General features: G+C 65.7%; 14 protein-coding genes. 9 read left to right on the forward strand and 5 right to left on the reverse strand.

All coding sequences use genetic code 11. The features are described 5' to 3' along the window. Positions 1-23 precede the first annotated feature (23 nt). The gene (locus tag SA190iCDA_RS06800) at positions 24-1,391 is read left to right on the forward strand and encodes a PepSY-associated TM helix domain-containing protein (protein WP_070884301.1); all 1,368 of its coding nucleotides are present in this window, start codon (positions 24-26) and stop codon (positions 1,389-1,391) included. Positions 1,392-1,450: 59 nt separating this feature from the next. Continuing rightward, positions 1,451-1,930 (forward strand): copper chaperone PCu(A)C, encoded by a 480-nt coding sequence (locus SA190iCDA_RS06805; RefSeq protein ID WP_070884300.1) that lies wholly within the window; start codon positions 1,451-1,453, stop codon positions 1,928-1,930. Positions 1,931-2,027: 97 nt separating this feature from the next. Here SA190iCDA_RS06805 and SA190iCDA_RS06810 read toward each other — a convergent pair whose 3' ends face one another. Next, on the reverse strand, positions 2,028-2,975 hold the full coding sequence (locus SA190iCDA_RS06810; RefSeq protein ID WP_070884299.1) for an adenosine deaminase: 948 nt from the start codon (positions 2,973-2,975) through the stop codon (positions 2,028-2,030). A gap of 155 nt (positions 2,976-3,130) precedes the next feature. Here SA190iCDA_RS06810 and SA190iCDA_RS06815 point away from each other — a divergent pair, with 155 nt between their 5' ends. After that, positions 3,131-4,225: a calcium:proton antiporter gene (locus SA190iCDA_RS06815; RefSeq protein WP_070884298.1), complete on the forward strand. Its 1,095-nt coding sequence runs from the start codon at positions 3,131-3,133 to the stop codon at positions 4,223-4,225. Between the two features lie 181 nt (positions 4,226-4,406). Here the strand turns inward: SA190iCDA_RS06815 and SA190iCDA_RS06820 are convergent, their stop codons facing one another. After that, complete coding sequence (locus SA190iCDA_RS06820) at positions 4,407-5,093, reverse strand: SDR family oxidoreductase (protein WP_070884297.1); 687 nt, start codon at positions 5,091-5,093, stop codon at positions 4,407-4,409. 197 nt (positions 5,094-5,290) lie between these two features. Here SA190iCDA_RS06820 and SA190iCDA_RS06825 point away from each other — a divergent pair, with 197 nt between their 5' ends. Further along, entirely contained in the window at positions 5,291-6,604 is a 1,314-nt protein-coding gene (locus SA190iCDA_RS06825; RefSeq protein WP_070884296.1) for a CitMHS family transporter, read from the forward strand. 42 nt (positions 6,605-6,646) lie between these two features. On the opposite strand, the gene SA190iCDA_RS06830 is transcribed toward SA190iCDA_RS06825, so the two are convergent. Together SA190iCDA_RS06830 and SA190iCDA_RS06835 are read right to left on the reverse strand one after the other, a co-directional pair. Next, positions 6,647-7,288, reverse strand: coding sequence for an oxidoreductase (locus SA190iCDA_RS06830; RefSeq protein WP_070884295.1), 642 nt, complete (start codon positions 7,286-7,288; stop codon positions 6,647-6,649). Between the two features lie 58 nt (positions 7,289-7,346). Next, positions 7,347-9,026 carry a C13 family peptidase gene (locus tag SA190iCDA_RS06835; RefSeq protein WP_070884294.1) on the reverse strand — a complete coding sequence of 560 codons (1,680 nt, stop codon included), beginning with the start codon at positions 9,024-9,026 and terminating at the stop codon, positions 7,347-7,349. Between the two features lie 177 nt (positions 9,027-9,203). Here SA190iCDA_RS06835 and SA190iCDA_RS06840 point away from each other — a divergent pair, with 177 nt between their 5' ends. From SA190iCDA_RS06840 to SA190iCDA_RS06850, 3 genes are read left to right on the forward strand one after another with little or no spacing between them, the layout of a single operon-like run. Further along, positions 9,204-9,566, forward strand: a complete 363-nt coding sequence (locus tag SA190iCDA_RS06840) for a CidA/LrgA family protein (protein ID WP_070884293.1) — start codon at positions 9,204-9,206, stop codon at positions 9,564-9,566. Further along, complete coding sequence (locus SA190iCDA_RS06845; RefSeq protein WP_083329707.1) at positions 9,563-10,279, forward strand: LrgB family protein; 717 nt, start codon at positions 9,563-9,565, stop codon at positions 10,277-10,279. Before SA190iCDA_RS06840 ends, SA190iCDA_RS06845 begins: the two co-directional genes overlap by 4 nt. Before the next feature lie 7 nt (positions 10,280-10,286). Then, positions 10,287-10,880 carry an LON peptidase substrate-binding domain-containing protein gene (locus SA190iCDA_RS06850; RefSeq protein ID WP_070884292.1) on the forward strand — a complete coding sequence of 198 codons (594 nt, stop codon included), beginning with the start codon at positions 10,287-10,289 and terminating at the stop codon, positions 10,878-10,880. Here the strand turns inward: SA190iCDA_RS06850 and SA190iCDA_RS06855 are convergent. Then, the gene (locus tag SA190iCDA_RS06855) at positions 10,874-12,190 is read right to left on the reverse strand and encodes a bifunctional DedA family/phosphatase PAP2 family protein (protein WP_070884291.1); all 1,317 of its coding nucleotides are present in this window, start codon (positions 12,188-12,190) and stop codon (positions 10,874-10,876) included. The two genes, SA190iCDA_RS06850 and SA190iCDA_RS06855, sit on opposite strands and share 7 nt — an antisense overlap. A 242-nt stretch (positions 12,191-12,432) precedes the next feature. Here SA190iCDA_RS06855 and SA190iCDA_RS06860 point away from each other — a divergent pair, with 242 nt between their 5' ends. Beyond that, a complete protein-coding gene (locus SA190iCDA_RS06860; RefSeq protein WP_070884290.1) occupies positions 12,433-13,698 on the forward strand; it encodes a glutamate-5-semialdehyde dehydrogenase in 1,266 nt (421 codons plus the stop codon). Further along, on the forward strand, positions 13,698-14,342 hold the full coding sequence (gene nadD / locus SA190iCDA_RS06865) for a nicotinate-nucleotide adenylyltransferase (RefSeq protein WP_070884289.1): 645 nt from the start codon (positions 13,698-13,700) through the stop codon (positions 14,340-14,342). The genes SA190iCDA_RS06860 and nadD overlap by 1 nt, the downstream gene beginning before the upstream one ends. The last annotated feature ends 13 nt before the right edge of the window (positions 14,343-14,355 follow it).

The following is a 14,355-nucleotide window of genomic DNA, read 5'->3' on the forward strand; positions in this document are numbered from 1 at the left end:
TTATGCACAGGATCGGGCTTCCCATGAAAAACGCGACACCCACGTTCTATAACCTCGCCTGGCGCTGGCACTTCTATGCCGGCCTGTTCGTCATTCCCTTCATGATCATGCTGTCACTGACCGGCATCATCTACCTGTTCAAGCCGCAGCTCGACCAACTGATGTATGCCGACCTGCTGCAGGTCGAGGCGAGCCCCCAGCAACTGACCGCCGACGAGATGCTCGGCCGGGTTCGGGCGGTTTATCCCCAGGGCAGCATCGGCAAGTACCTGCCGCCGGTGGACGCCAACAGCAGCGCCCAGTTCGTGGTGAAGGTCGGCGAGCGCACCCGCAATGTGTTCGTCGACCCTTACCAGGGCGCCATTCTCGGTACCCAGGATGCCCATGACAACCTGCAGGCCCTGGTCCGGGCGGTGCACGCCGATCTGTTGATCGGCACGCCGGGGGACCGGCTGATCGAACTGGCCGCCGGCTGGGGCGTGGTGCTGGTGGTGTCCGGGCTGTACCTGTGGTGGCCGCGCGGCCGCGGCGCTGGGGCTGGCGTGCTGTGGCCGCGGCTGTCGGCCCGTGGCCGGTCGCTGTGGCGCGACCTGCATGCGGTCACCGGTTTCTGGGGCGCCTTGCTGCTGCTGTTCATGCTGCTCACCGGCATGACCTGGACGGGCTTCTGGGGCAAGCAGTTCGCCGGCGCCTGGAACCAGTTTCCGGCAGCCATGTGGGATCAGGTGCCGACCTCCGATCGCCAGGCCGGCGAGCTCAACCAGAGCCACAAGCAGACCGTACCCTGGGCGCTGGAGAACACCCCGCTACCCGAGTCCGACCCCCATGCGGCGCACAACGGCGGGGCAGCGCCGGTGTCCACCGCCAACCCCACCGTGGGCCTGCAGCAGGTAGTGGATATCGCCAGCGAGCGTGGCGTGCACCCGGGCTACAGCATCAGCTTCCCGACCACGCCGACCGGCGTTTACACCATCTCGGTGTTCGCCGACGACCCGCGCAACGACGCCACCCTGCATGTCGACCAGTACAGCGGCGCGGTGCTGGCGGACGTGCGCTGGGCCGACTACGGCCTGGCGGCGCGCGCCGTCGAGAGCGGCGTGATGCTGCACCAGGGCAAGCTCTACGGCCTGCCGCATCAGCTGTTTATCTTCGCCGTGTGCCTGATGATTCTGCTCAGCTCGGTCAGCGGCCTGATCATGTGGTGGAAGCGCCGGCCCAGTGGTGGCCTGGGCGTGCCGCCGCTGCGCCATGACCTGCCGCGCTGGAAGGTCGGCGTGGCGATCATGATCGGTCTGGGCGTGCTGTTCCCCCTGGTCGGCGCCTCGCTGCTGGCGATCTGGGCGCTGGATTTTCTGCTCCTGTCACGCCTCGGCGCCCGCCGCCTGGTCTGACGTAAGCGGCCGCACCCGAGGCGGCCGAGACAACCGAATTCGATTGAAGGAGATGCACCATGACACTGAAGAAACTGGCGCTGACCGCGGCACTGCTGGCCACCAGTCTGCTGGCCAATGCCCACGAGTACGAGGTCGGTCAACTGCATATCGACCATCCCTGGTCGCGGGAAATGCCGCCGGTGGCGCCGACTGCCGCCGCCTACTTCGTGGTGCACAACAAGGGCGATGCCGATGACCGCCTGCTCAGCGTCGAAACGACGGTGGCCGGCAAGGCGGAGATCCACGAGCATGCCCACGTAGGCGGCATGATGAAGATGCAGCAGGTGCAAAACGTGCTGATTCCCGCTGGCGGCGAAGTGAAGTTCGCGCCCATGGGCTACCACGTGATGCTGTTCGACCTGAAGCAGCAGGCCCAGGCGGGCGACCGCTTCCCCATGACCCTGACCTTCGAAAAGGCTGGGCCCGTGACGGTAGACGTGGCGGTGCAGAAGGATGAGCCGGCGGCGGAAGGCGGGCATGACCACAAGGGTCATTGATGAAAGCGTGCAACCCGTAGCCTGCGGTTGAGCGAAGCGATACCCAGGAATCACCCACCCCGGGTATCGCTCCACTCAACGCCAGGCTACTGGCGGTTCACACCAGCCTGGCATCCAGGCTGTTCTGCGCCAGGCGCTTGGCCTGCTCTTCGTTCATGCCCAGGCCTTCGTGCAGGGCCATGAAGTTTTCGGTGACGTAGCCGCCGAAGTAGGCCGGGTCGTCGGAGTTGACCGTGACCTTCACGCCGCGCTCGAGCATGTCGAGAATGTTGTGCTGGCCCATGTGCTCGAATACGCAGAGTTTGGTGTTCGACAGCGGGCAGACGGTGAGCGGAATCTGTTCGTCGATGATGCGCTGCATCAGGCGCTCGTCTTCGCTGGCGCGCACGCCATGGTCGATACGTACGATCTTAAGCAGGTCGAGGGCTTCCCATATGTACTCGGGTGGGCCTTCCTCACCGGCATGGGCCACCGCATGCAGGCCTTCGCTGCGGGCCTTGGCGAACACCCGCTCGAACAGGCGCGGCGGAAAGCCCTTCTCCGAGCTGTCCAGCCCGACGCCGATAAAGGCATCGCGAAACGGCATGGCCTGTTCCAGGGTCTGGAAGGCCTGCTCTTCGGGCAGGTGGCGCAGGAAGGCGAGGATCAGGCCATGGCTGATGCCCAGCTGCTTCTCGCCCTCGACCAGTGCCCCCTTGATGCCGCGCATCACCACTTCGAAGGGAATGCCGCGGTCGGTGTGGGTCTGGGGGTCGAAGAACGGCTCGACGTGTATCACGTTCTGCGCCTTGCACTTGAGCAGGTAGGCCCAGGTCAGGTCGTAGAAATCCTGCTCGGTGCGCAGTACGTCGGCGCCGCGGTAATACAGGTCGAGGAATTCCTGCAGATTGTTGAAGGCATAAGCCGCGCGTAGCGCCTCGACATCGTTCCAGGGCAGGGCGATGCGGTTGCGCTCGGCCAGGGCGAACAGCAGTTCGGGCTCCAGGGAGCCTTCGAGGTGCAGGTGCAGTTCGGCCTTGGGCAGGGCATTGAGCCAGTCGTACATGGGTAAATCTCGTTCAGTCAAAGCGTGGTCGCGAAGTTTACCTGCATGGCGCGAGGCGTGCGGCATCGCCTTGCCGAGCGGTACTCGGGTTGAATCATTTACAGGATGTTGCAGTCGGAGCAGGATCGATCCAACCGCCTTGAAAGGAATCGCCCATGTTCAACGCCATCAAGCAGGAATACTGGCTGCTGCTGGCCGTGCTTGCCGCCCTGGTCGCCCTGCCCATGGAGCATGCCTTGCTCGGCCATGGCCAGGGCATCGCCCTGGCCGGCGCCCTGGCGCTGATCGCCGCCATCGTCTGCGCCTCGCTGCGTGTCGCCCACCATGCCGAGCAACTGGCCGAACGGGTCGGTGATCCCTATGGCACCATGATCCTTACCCTGTCAGCGGTGCTGGTCGAGGTGGTGATACTGGCGATCATGATGAGCAACCAGGCGTCGCCGACCCTGGTGCGCGACACCATCTATTCGGCGGTGATGCTCGATATCAATGGCATCCTCGGCTTGGCCGCGCTGATGGGCGGCCTCAAGCACGGCGAGCAGTCCTACAACGACGACTCGGCGCGCAGCTACAGCGTGATGATCCTCACCGCCATGGGCATTTCCATGGTGGTGCCCGAGTTCATTCCCGAGGCGGACTGGAAGGCGTATTCGATGTTCACCATCGGCGCCATGCTGGTGCTCTATGCAGTGTTCCTGCGCATGCAGGTCGGCCCGCACAGCTATTTCTTCAGCTACAGCTACCCGGAGAAGAAGCAGCGCGGCGGTGAAGGGCATGGCACCGACACGTCACAGGTCAACGTGGCCTGGTCGATCGGCGTGCTGGTGTTCGGGGTGATCGTCATCGGCGTGTTGGCCGAGGTGATGTCCCAGGCGCTGGATGTCGGCCTGGAAGGGAGCGGTGCGCCACCGGTCCTGACCGCCATCGTGGTGGCCGGCATTTCCGCGGCGCCGGAGATCCTTACCGCGCTAAGGGCGGCGCTGGCCAACCGCATGCAGTCGGTGGTCAATATCGCCCTGGGCGCGTCGTTGTCGACGGTGATCCTGACCGTGCCGGTGATGGAGGCCATGGCGCTGTATAGCGGCCAGCCGTTCCAGATGGCCATGACCCCGGTGCAGACGGTGATGGTGTTCATCACCCTGATCGTCTGCGCCATCAACCTCAATGACGGTGAGACCAACGCCATCGAGGGCATGACCCACTTCGTGCTGTTCGCCACCTTTATCATGTTGGCGATGTTGGGGCTCTAGGATTGGCATCTTTGCCTTGGTATTGATGGGCGCCTACGCGGGGTTTCGAGGCCAACCTCATATCCAGTGGGAGCGCGCCATGCGCGCGAAAGATTCGCGGGCGTGGCCCGCTCCCATATACTGCTACGCGGATTCGTAGGATGGGGCGGGCCATAGGCGCCAGCCCATCAACCCAGAGCTCTTACCAATCGATCTTCTGGCCCTGATAGTCGACGAAGTGATGGCCGCCCTGGCCGGCGAAGCGTTCGACCTGAGCGATCAGGCCGCGGCAGCTGTCGGCCACTTCGACCATGGCATTTTCGCCGCCCATGTCGGTCTTCACCCAACCCGGGTGCAGCGACAGCACGGTCGGGCGCGGTTCCGGCAGTTCCCAGACGAAGCTGTTGGTGAGCGAGTTGAGCGCCGCCTTGCTGGCCTTGTACAACGCCAGGTTGTTGCCTTCCGGGTTGGCCACGCTGCCCAGCCCCGAACTCATGAACGCCAGCACGCCGGTCCGTGGGCGCAGCTGACCGACCAGGCGTTCGGCCAGGCGGATCGGCGCGGTGACGTTGGTCATGAACAGCTGACCGAGCTCCTCCTGGGAGGCCTGCGCAGCCGACTGATGGCTGGGGCCAATGATGCCGGCGTTGACGAACAGCAGGTCGAAGGTCTGGCCCTGCAGCCGCTGTGCCAGCGCATCCAACGCGGCGCTGTCGTCGATATCCAGTGATTCGATCTGCACGCCGTTCAAGGCCTGCAGCTCGCTGGCGCGGGCCGGGGTGCGCACCGTGGCGGTCACCTGCCAGCCATCGCCATGCAGCTGGCGCACCAGGCCCAGGCCAATGCCCCGTGACGCACCGATGATCAAGGCAGTTCTGTTCGAAGGCATGGCGAAACTCCACTAGTGGCAAGGCCATCAGCTTAGCAAGGCAGTGCAACTGTTACCTCGCATTACTACATATTCGCTGACAAATCATGGATTTAGCATCCTGGGCCATAAAGGTTTGTGAAAGGTTTCTGGTCTAGAGTCCGCGCCTCGTGTCCGTGTCCGCACCGACTTGAACAAGAAAAAGAGGAGAACCCGGTTTGTTGACCTTGATTGGCTTGTTGACCATTTTCTGTCTGGTGGTGCTGTTGCTCAGTGGGCGCATGTCACCTGTATTGCCACTGATCGTGGTGCCCTTGTTGGGTGCGCTGTGTGCGGGTTTCGGCACGGAAGAGATCTCCGGATTCTTCACCGATGGCGTTGGCAAGGTGATGGCCATCGCCACCATGTTCATTTTTGCCATCACCTTCTTCGGCGTGCTGCAGGACACCGGGCTGTTCCGCCCGATCATCGGCTTTCTGGTCAAGCTGACCCGCGGCAACGTCATTGCCGTCGCGGTGGCCACGGCGATCATCGGCATGCTCGCCCACCTCGATGGCGCCGGTGCCACCACCTTCTTGCTGACCATTCCCGCCCTGTTGCCGCTGTACAAGAAGCTGCGCATGAGCCCCTACCTGATGTTGATGTTGCTGGCTACCGGTGCCGGCATCCTCAACATGGTGCCGTGGGCGGGGCCGCTGGGCCGTTCGGCAGCCGTCACTGGCCTGGACGTCACCGAGCTGTGGCGGCCACTGCTGGTCATCCAGGGTACCGGCGTGGTCCTGCTGGTGGCGCTGGCAGCGTTTCTCGGCTGGCGCGAGCAGCGGCGTATCGCGGCGACCGATGGCACCCTGATGGACGATGGCTCCGTGGGCCGCGTCGGCGCTCCCGGCGAGATCAGCGACGAAGAGCGCGCACTCGAGCGTCCGGGCCGTATGTGGATCAACTTCAGCCTGTTCGTACTGGTATTGGCGGCCCTGTTCACTGGCGTGCTGCCGGCCGGTTACGTGTTCATGATCGGCCTGAGCCTGGCGCTGCTGATCAACTACCCCAACGGCAAACTGCAGATGCAGCGCATCGCCGCGCATTCCTCCGCTGCGCTGGGGATGGGCATGATCATTCTCGCGGCTGGTTCGATGCTGGGCATTCTGTCCGGCACCGGCATGCTGACCTCGATCGCCCAGGACCTGATCAAGGTGCTGCCGGCCGGCATGGTCGGCCAGTTGCACATCATCCTCGGCGTGTTCGGTTTCCCCATGGAATTTTTGCTCAACACCGACGCCTATTACTTCGGGCTCCTGCCGGTGGTGATGGAGGTCGTAGAGAACCATGGTGTCGCTGCACCGAGCGTGGTTTACGCGCTGATGATCGGCAATATCATCGGCACCTTTATCAGCCCCTTCTCGCCGGCGCTATGGCTGGCGCTGGGCCTTGCCCGTTTGGAGATGGGCAAGCACATCCGCTACTCGTTCTGGTGGATGTGGGGCTTCTCGCTGGCGCTGTTCGCCACGGCGTGGGCGCTCGGCCTGTTCTGATCGCCATGGGCCGGGGTGACTCGGCCCTTCGCTCGGGCGTACTCAGCGCCCGAGACGGTGCAACTCGTCGGACTCGACGATGCGCAGCCCTTCGCCTTCCTCCAGTGCCAGGCGCCACAGCGCACGTGCCAGGGCCGTTACATCGATGGCGCGGTGCTTGCCCGGTAGCCAGCGCAGGAAGGGTGCGGCCAGCCGTTCACCGAGGCGAAACTCGTTGCGCGGGCCGAGCAGCAGGGAAGGGCGGGCAATGGTCAGTTGCGGCCAGCCCTGGGCCTTGAGCGCTTCCTCGGTCTGCCCCTTGGTGCGGTTGTAGAAGACCGAAGAATTCGCGTCGGCACCGATGGCGCTGACCACCAGCAGGTGCCGCGCCCCCAGCTCCCGGGCACGGGCGGCGAAGGCCAGTACCAGGTCGTGGTCGACGGCGCGAAAGGCGTCCTGGGAGCCGGCCTGCTTGATGGTGCTGCCCAGGCAGCAGAACGCGGTGTGCACCGGGCCACCCAGGGCGGGCAGCAGGTCGAGCATTTCGCCGACCGGGTTTTCCAGGTTGGGGTGTTCGGCCAGTGGCTTGCGACTCGGGGCCAGCACGCGCTCGACGGTGGGTTCGTTGAGCAGGCGATCCAGTAGGTGCTCACCGGTCATGCCCGTAGCGCCTGCCAGAAGAATGTGCTGGGGAGTCAGATACATGGTCGATCCTCGACTGCTATTCACTGTGAAGTTTAGAGGGCAATCGCCAATTTATCGTTCAAGGCGCTTCGCTGTGCGCCTGGCGTAGCGCATTCCAGTGCTCGAGTACCGCGGCAGGCGCCCAGATTTGCGGTTCGGACGGCTCGAAGCCATCGGCCTGCTCGCGCTCGGCCACCGCCGCGCGGGCCAGTTCGAAGGCCTTTTGCAGATCACCGGTCTGCTGCAGCGCTTCGGCGAACAGGGCGCGGCCGAAGTAGGTGAAGTCGGCCTCCTCGGAGCAGCCGAATGACACCCGGTCGGCGCGGGCGGCGGTCATCAGCAGGGTCTTGTCGTCCTTCAGGGCGGGAATGAAGCCGCCCGAATAGCAGGCGGAAATCACCACCACCTTGTGGCGGTCGGTCAGGGGCTCGAGCAGATCGGCCAGATCACTGGCGGGCAGGTCGGCGAGCTGCAGGCGCGGCTGATCCAGGTTCAGCTCGTGGCTGCGCGAGCCGTGGCTGGTCAGGTAGATGAACACCAGGTCTTCCGGCCCGCTGCGTTCGGCAATGGCGCGCACCGCACGGCGCAGGTTCTCGCCGGTCGCCAGGGGGCGATCGGCCAGGTGATCGCGGTGGTTGGCCAGGGTGATGCGACCGTGGGCGGCGAACCGTTCGCTGAGCAGATCGGCCACGTAGTCGGCTTCGCGCAGGAACACGCTCTGCTTGCCGTCGCCGGCCAGGGTCAGGGCATAGAGTTCGCGGCGTGGGGTGGAGGCCGGCAGCGCGGCGATGGCCCGGTCGAGCAGCTCGCCCTGTTTCAGCAGGCCGATTTCGAGGAGGTCGGGCAGCGCCTGGCCGTTTTCGTCGCGCACCCGCAGGCCACGGCGCCAAGTGCCTTGCTGCCTGGTGCCGTCGGCGCTGACCAGGGTGCCTTGCCCCTGGAACTGACCCTTGGCGAACTGGCCGTCATAGCGGCTGCCGTCGGCCTGTTGCAGGTGGCCGTCACCCTGGTAGCGCCAGTCGCGGAATTGCCCCCTATAGCGGCTGCCATCGGTGCCGCGGTATTCACCTTTACCGGTAAGGGCGCCCGCGACGAAGGTGCCGCTCCAGGCCTCGCCGCTGGCGCTCTGGTAACGGCCCTTGCCGTGGAACAGGCTGTCCTTGAGTTCGCCGTCGTAGCTGTCGCCCTCGCTGCCCCGGTAGCTGCCGGCGCCCTTGAGCTGGCCGCCTGCGAAGTGCCCGGAAAGCTGGTTGCCCAGTTCGTCTTCGCGCACGCCCTGGCCGTCTGGCAGGCCCTTGGCGAACACGCCCTGGAAGCGGCTGCCGTCGGCCTGCTCGAGAACACCGAAGCCGTGAAAGCGGCCCGCGCGAAACTGCCCGCGGTAGGTCTGCCCGGCTTCCTCCAGGACGCCCTCACCGCTGAACCGGCCCTGGCGGAAGCCGCCGCTGTAGCTGCTGCCATCGGCCTTGTTCAGGGTGCCTTGGCCGTCGTAGCGGCCGGCGGCGAACTCACCGACATAATGCTCGCCATCGGCGCTTTGCCACTCCCCGATGCCATGGCGCTGCCCATCGACGAAGTGACCGACGTAGCGGCTGCCATCGGGATAGTCGAGGCGGCCTTCGCCCTGCAACAGGCCTTCGACCACCTCACCGTGGTAGCGCGAACCGTCGGGCAGGATGGCGTCAGGCGCCAGCAGCTGGGGGCTCTGGCCGCAGGCCGTGAGGGCGAGGATAAGGGCCAAAGGCGCGAGGCGAAGCATGCAGGACGTCCCTGTCAGGTAAGCGGTGCCGGCAGTATGCCGTAAACCGCCTGGCGGCGCTGCCAGGCTGACAGGGTCTGCGGAGCGGGATCTGGCCCTGTTAAGCGGCCGGCATCTGCGGCCTATAATGGCCGCCTTGTTGACGGGCGCGCCTGTCGAGTTTGCGGGGGGACAATCATGCTGCTTCGTGGCCTGTTCTGGCTGGTGCTGTGCCAACTGCTCGGCACGGCGATCAATGCGCTGTTGCTGCCGATGCTGCCGGGACCGATTCTCGGCATGCTGCTGCTGGTGGTGTTTCTGCTCTGCCGGGGGCAGGTCGACGAACCGATTCAGCAGGCCGCCAGCGGCCTGCTCAAGTACCTGCCGCTGCTGCTGGTGCCGCCGGCAGTCGGGGTGATGGCCTACGCCGAGGCGATCGCCGCCGACTTCTGGGCGGTGATCGGCGCCCTGGTGCTGTCGCTGATCCTCTCGCTGGTGTTCGCCGGCTGGATGATGCAGAAGCTGGTCGAGCGCCAGGCGCGCCGCCGGGAGCAGCCATGATGCTCGACTGGCACGGCGCCTGGATGGCGGTCACCCATCATCCGCTGTTTGCCGCGGGCGTCACCCTGGGCGCCTATCAATTGGCGATTGCCCTCTACGAAAGGACCCGCCTGGTATTCCTGCAGCCGGTGCTGGTGTCGACCATGCTGGTGATCGCCATCCTGCTGCTGTGCGGGCTGACCTTCACCGAGTACAAGACCAGCGCCGAGGCCCTGACCATTTTCCTCGGCCCGGCCACCGTCGCCCTGGCGGTGCCCCTGTACCTGAACCTGCGGCGTATCCGCCAGGTGTTCTGGCCCACGGTGCTGACCCTGCTGGTCGCCGGCGTGGTGGCCACCGTGCTGGGTGTCGCCCTGGCCTGGCTGCTGGGCGCCGAGCACAACATGCTGATGAGCATGGCGCCCAAGTCCGTCACCTCGCCGATCGCCATGCTGGTGGCCAGCCAGATCGGTGGCCTGGCGGCACTGGCCGCGGTGTTCGTGATGATCACCGGGGTGCTGGGGGCGATCATCGGGCCGTCGTTGCTGCGCCTGTGCGGAGTGCGCAATCATGCCGCCATGGGCATGGCGCTGGGCATGACCGCCCACGCGGTCGGTACCTCCCGAGCCATGCAGGAGAGCGAGGAGTGCGGCGCCTTCGCGGCCCTGGCCATGAGCCTGATGGGCGTGTTCACGGCGATCCTGTTGCCCCTGGCCATCGTCTTGCTGAGTTGAGAGTCCTATGACCCTACCGCTATTTCCGCTGCACACCGTGCTGTTTCCCGGCTGCCAGCTGGACCTGCAGATATTCGAAGCGCGCTATCTGGACATGATCAGCCGCTGCATGAAGCAGGGCGAAGGCTTTGGCGTGGTATGCATCGTCGAAGGCGCCGAGGTCGGCGAGGCAGCCGAGCGCGTCGCGCAGATCGGTTGTGAAGCACGGATCACCGATTTTCAGCAGCGCCCCAATGGGCTGCTGGGCATTCGTGTAGAGGGCGGCCGGCGCTTTCGGGTCAAGCAGGCCCGGGTGCTGCCGGACAAGCTGACCCTGGCCCAGGTCGAGTGGCTGGAGGCGCAGCCCGAGCTGCCACTGGGCGAGGAGCATGCCGACCTGCTGGCACTGCTCGGCGCCCTGGCCGAACACCCGATGGTTGCCAGCCTGGACATGGAGGGCGGTGCCGACAGCCAGGCGGAGCTGGCCGACAAGCTCGGCTACCTGTTGCCGTTCAGCGCCGAGCAGAAGATCGCCTTGCTGGCCGAGCCCGATGCCGCCCAGCGCCTGGACATGCTGCAGGCGTGGGTGGAGGCGCTGCAGGGCGACGGTGCCGCTCAGTAGCGATAGATTTCCACGCCTTCGCTCATGCGCAGCAGCGCCATGCCCGTCAGCAGCAGTGCGCAGCCCGGCACGATCAGCCACCAGACCCTGGCCGGCAGTGGCGGCAGCGAGGCGAAGCGCTGCATCAGCGCCAGGCTCAGCGCACACAGGCTGCTGGCCAGCAGGGCGCCGGCGATGATGTCGCTCGGCCAGTGCACGCCCAGGTAGACGCGCGACAGGGCGATGAACAGGGCTGGCAGGCAGGCCAGCAATATCCAGGTCAGACGCAGGCGGGCCGGTTGGCCGCGGCCGGCCAGGATGGCAACGGTGAGAAAGAAGGCAAAGGCGGCCGAGCTGTGCCCGCTGGGGAAGCTGTAGGTATGCAGCGGCTCGAGCAGCACATCGGGGCGCGCCCGCTCGAACAGGTTCTTGAGCATGCCGTTGGCCAGCGCGGTACTGAGCATGGCGCCGCCAGCGAACAACAGCGCCTGCCATTTGCGGGTGAGCAGCAGCAGGATGCACAGCAGCGCAGCAACCGCCAGTTGCACGTCGAAGTCGCCGAAGTGGGTGATCATCACCGCCACATGATCGAAGCGCGGATTACGGCTTTCCTGGATCAGGGTCATCAGGCCCTGGTCGAGCTGGATCAGGTGCGGCCAGCCGATGAACAGGGCGACCAGCAGGATGGTGCCCAGCCCGGCGGCGATCAGGCTGGCCTGGCGCTGTTCGCGCAGGCTGCTCTGAATGGTCAGCACCAGCAACAGCGCCAGGCCGCCGGCGACCACGGCAGCCTGTGGCCAGAAACCGTCGGGCAACGGCAGGCGAAAGGCCGCGCCGGCAGCCCAGCCGGGCAGCAGGTAGGCGACCGACCAACCGGCGGCGGCCAGCATGCTGACGGCGATGAAGCGCCCAAGCGGCATGCTCAGCATGCCCGCCACCATCGGCAGCATGGGGCGCAGCGGGCCGATGTAGCGGCCCAGCAGCAGGCTGGCCACGCCATAGCGCTCGAAGTAGCTTTGCGCACCGCTCAGCCACTGCGGGTGGCTGCGCAGGCCCGGCAGGCGACGGATGTCCTGGTGGAAATAACGCCCCAGGGCGTAGGAGATGGCATCGCCCAGCAGGCCGCCGAAGTAGGCCAGCGCCAGGGTTTCCCACAGGCTTAGGGCACCATTGCCGGCCATCACGCCGACGGCGAACAGCAGCACGGTACCGGGAACGATGATGCCGGCGATGGCCAGGCATTCGATGCAGGCGATCAGGAAGATCGCCAGGCCCAGCCATTGCGGGTTGGCCGCCAGCCAGGTAGTCAGACTATCGAGCCATTGGCCCATGGATGGACACCTTATAGAGAGAAATCGAGCCTTCGACCTGCCCACCTGAAAAGCGGTTCCTTTGCCGGGCGTGCGCTGTCAGGCGGCGACAGCGGCCGATCATAGCAACGCGCCGGGCGATTGAAAGGGCGTTCAAACGCCCGGTTACAAGCCATTGACGACCATCTGCCAGGCGCCGCTGTGCGCGGGGCGGCATGGCCGCTATAATCAGCAACTTTTTCCAACTGCCGACCTGAGTTGCCATGACCGAGTCCGTGCTTGACTACATGACCCGCCTGGGCCGCGCGGCCCGCCAGGCTTCGCGCGTGCTCGCGCGGGCCAGCACCGCGCAGAAGAACCAGGCCCTGCAGGCTGCGGCTGCCGCTCTCGATGCGGCGCGTGACGAGCTGACTGCCGCCAACGAACGGGACCTGGCTGCCGCCCGCGCCAGTGGCCTGGAGCCGGCCATGGTCGACCGCCTGGCGCTGACCCCGAAGGTCATCGACAGCATGATCGAAGGCCTGCGTCAGGTCGCCACGCTGCCGGACCCGATCGGCGAGATCCAGGGCATGCGCTACCTGCCGTCCGGCATTCAGGTCGGCAAGATGCGCGTCCCCCTGGGCGTGATCGGCATCATCTACGAATCGCGCCCCAACGTGACCATCGACGCCGCCAGCCTGTGCCTGAAGTCCGGCAACGCCACCATCCTGCGCGGCGGCTCCGAAGCCATTCATTCCAACCAGGCCATCGCCCGCTGCATTCAGGCCGGCCTGGCCGAGGCCGGCCTGCCGTCCAGCGCCGTGCAAGTGGTGGAAACCACCGATCGAGCTGCCGTCGGCGCGCTGATCACCATGCCCGAGTTCGTCGATGTCATCGTGCCCCGGGGCGGCAAGGGCCTGATCGAACGCATCAGCCGCGACGCCAAGGTGCCGGTGATCAAGCACCTGGATGGCGTGTGCCACGTTTACGTGGATATCGCCGCCGATCTCGACAAGGCCATCCGCGTCTGCGACAACGCGAAGACCCAGCGCTACTCGCCGTGCAACGCCATGGAGACCCTGCTGGTGCATGCCGATATCGCCGCCCGCGTATTGCCGCCGCTGGCCGCCATCTACCGGGACAAGGGCGTCGAACTGCGTGGCGATGCCCAGACCCGTGCGCTGCTGGGTAGCGACGTGCTCGAAGCCAGCGAAGACGACTGGTGCGCCGAGTACAACGCACCGATCCTGGCGATCCGCATGGTCGACTCGCTGGATACGGCCATCGAGCACATCAACACCTACGGTTCGCAGCACACCGACGCGATCATCACCGAGAACTTCGGCGATGCGCGGCGTTTCCTCACCGAAGTGGATTCTGCCTCGGTGATGGTCAATGCATCGACCCGTTTTGCCGATGGCTTCGAGTACGGCCTGGGCGCGGAGATCGGTATTTCCACGGACAAGCTGCACGCCCGTGGCCCGGTCGGCCTGGAGGGGCTGACCAGCGAAAAGTACGTGGTATTCGGCGACGGGCACGTGCGCACCTGATGGCGGATCCCAGGCGCATCGGGCTGCTCGGCGGTACGTTCGACCCGGTGCATATCGGCCACTTGCGTGGTGCGCTGGAGGTGGCCGAGTTCATGGCGCTGGACGAGTTGCGATTGATCCCCAGTGCGCGGCCGCCACACCGTGAAACCCCGCAGGTCGGGGCGCAGGATCGCCTGGCGATGGTCGAACAGGCGGTGGCGGGGCTCTCGCCGCTGCGGGTGGATGACCGCGAGCTCAGGCGCGACAAGCCGTCGTACAGCATCGACACCCTGGAGTCGTTGCGTGGTGAGCTGGCCGCGAATGACCAGCTGTTTCTGATTCTGGGCTGGGATGCCTTTTGCGGCTTGCCGGCCTGGCAGCGTTGGACCGAGCTGCTGCAGCACTGCCACATTCTGGTACTGCAGCGCCCGGATGCCGACAGCGAGGCCAGCGAGCCGCTGCGTGACCTGGTGGCCGCGCGCAACGTGGCAGACCCGCTGGCGCTGAAAGGCCCGGCAGGACAGATTTCCTTCATCTGGCAGACGCCCCTGGCGGTGTCTGCCACCCAGATCCGTTCGCTGCTGGCGAGCGGCCGCTCGGTGCGCTTTCTGGTGCCCGATGCGGTTCTGGCTTATATCAACGCCCATGGACTGTACCGTGGGTGAATCGAACGCGAGG

Origin of the sequence: Pseudomonas argentinensis, assembly GCF_001839655.2 — a bacterium.
GTDB lineage: Bacteria > Pseudomonadota > Gammaproteobacteria > Pseudomonadales > Pseudomonadaceae > Aquipseudomonas > Aquipseudomonas argentinensis_B.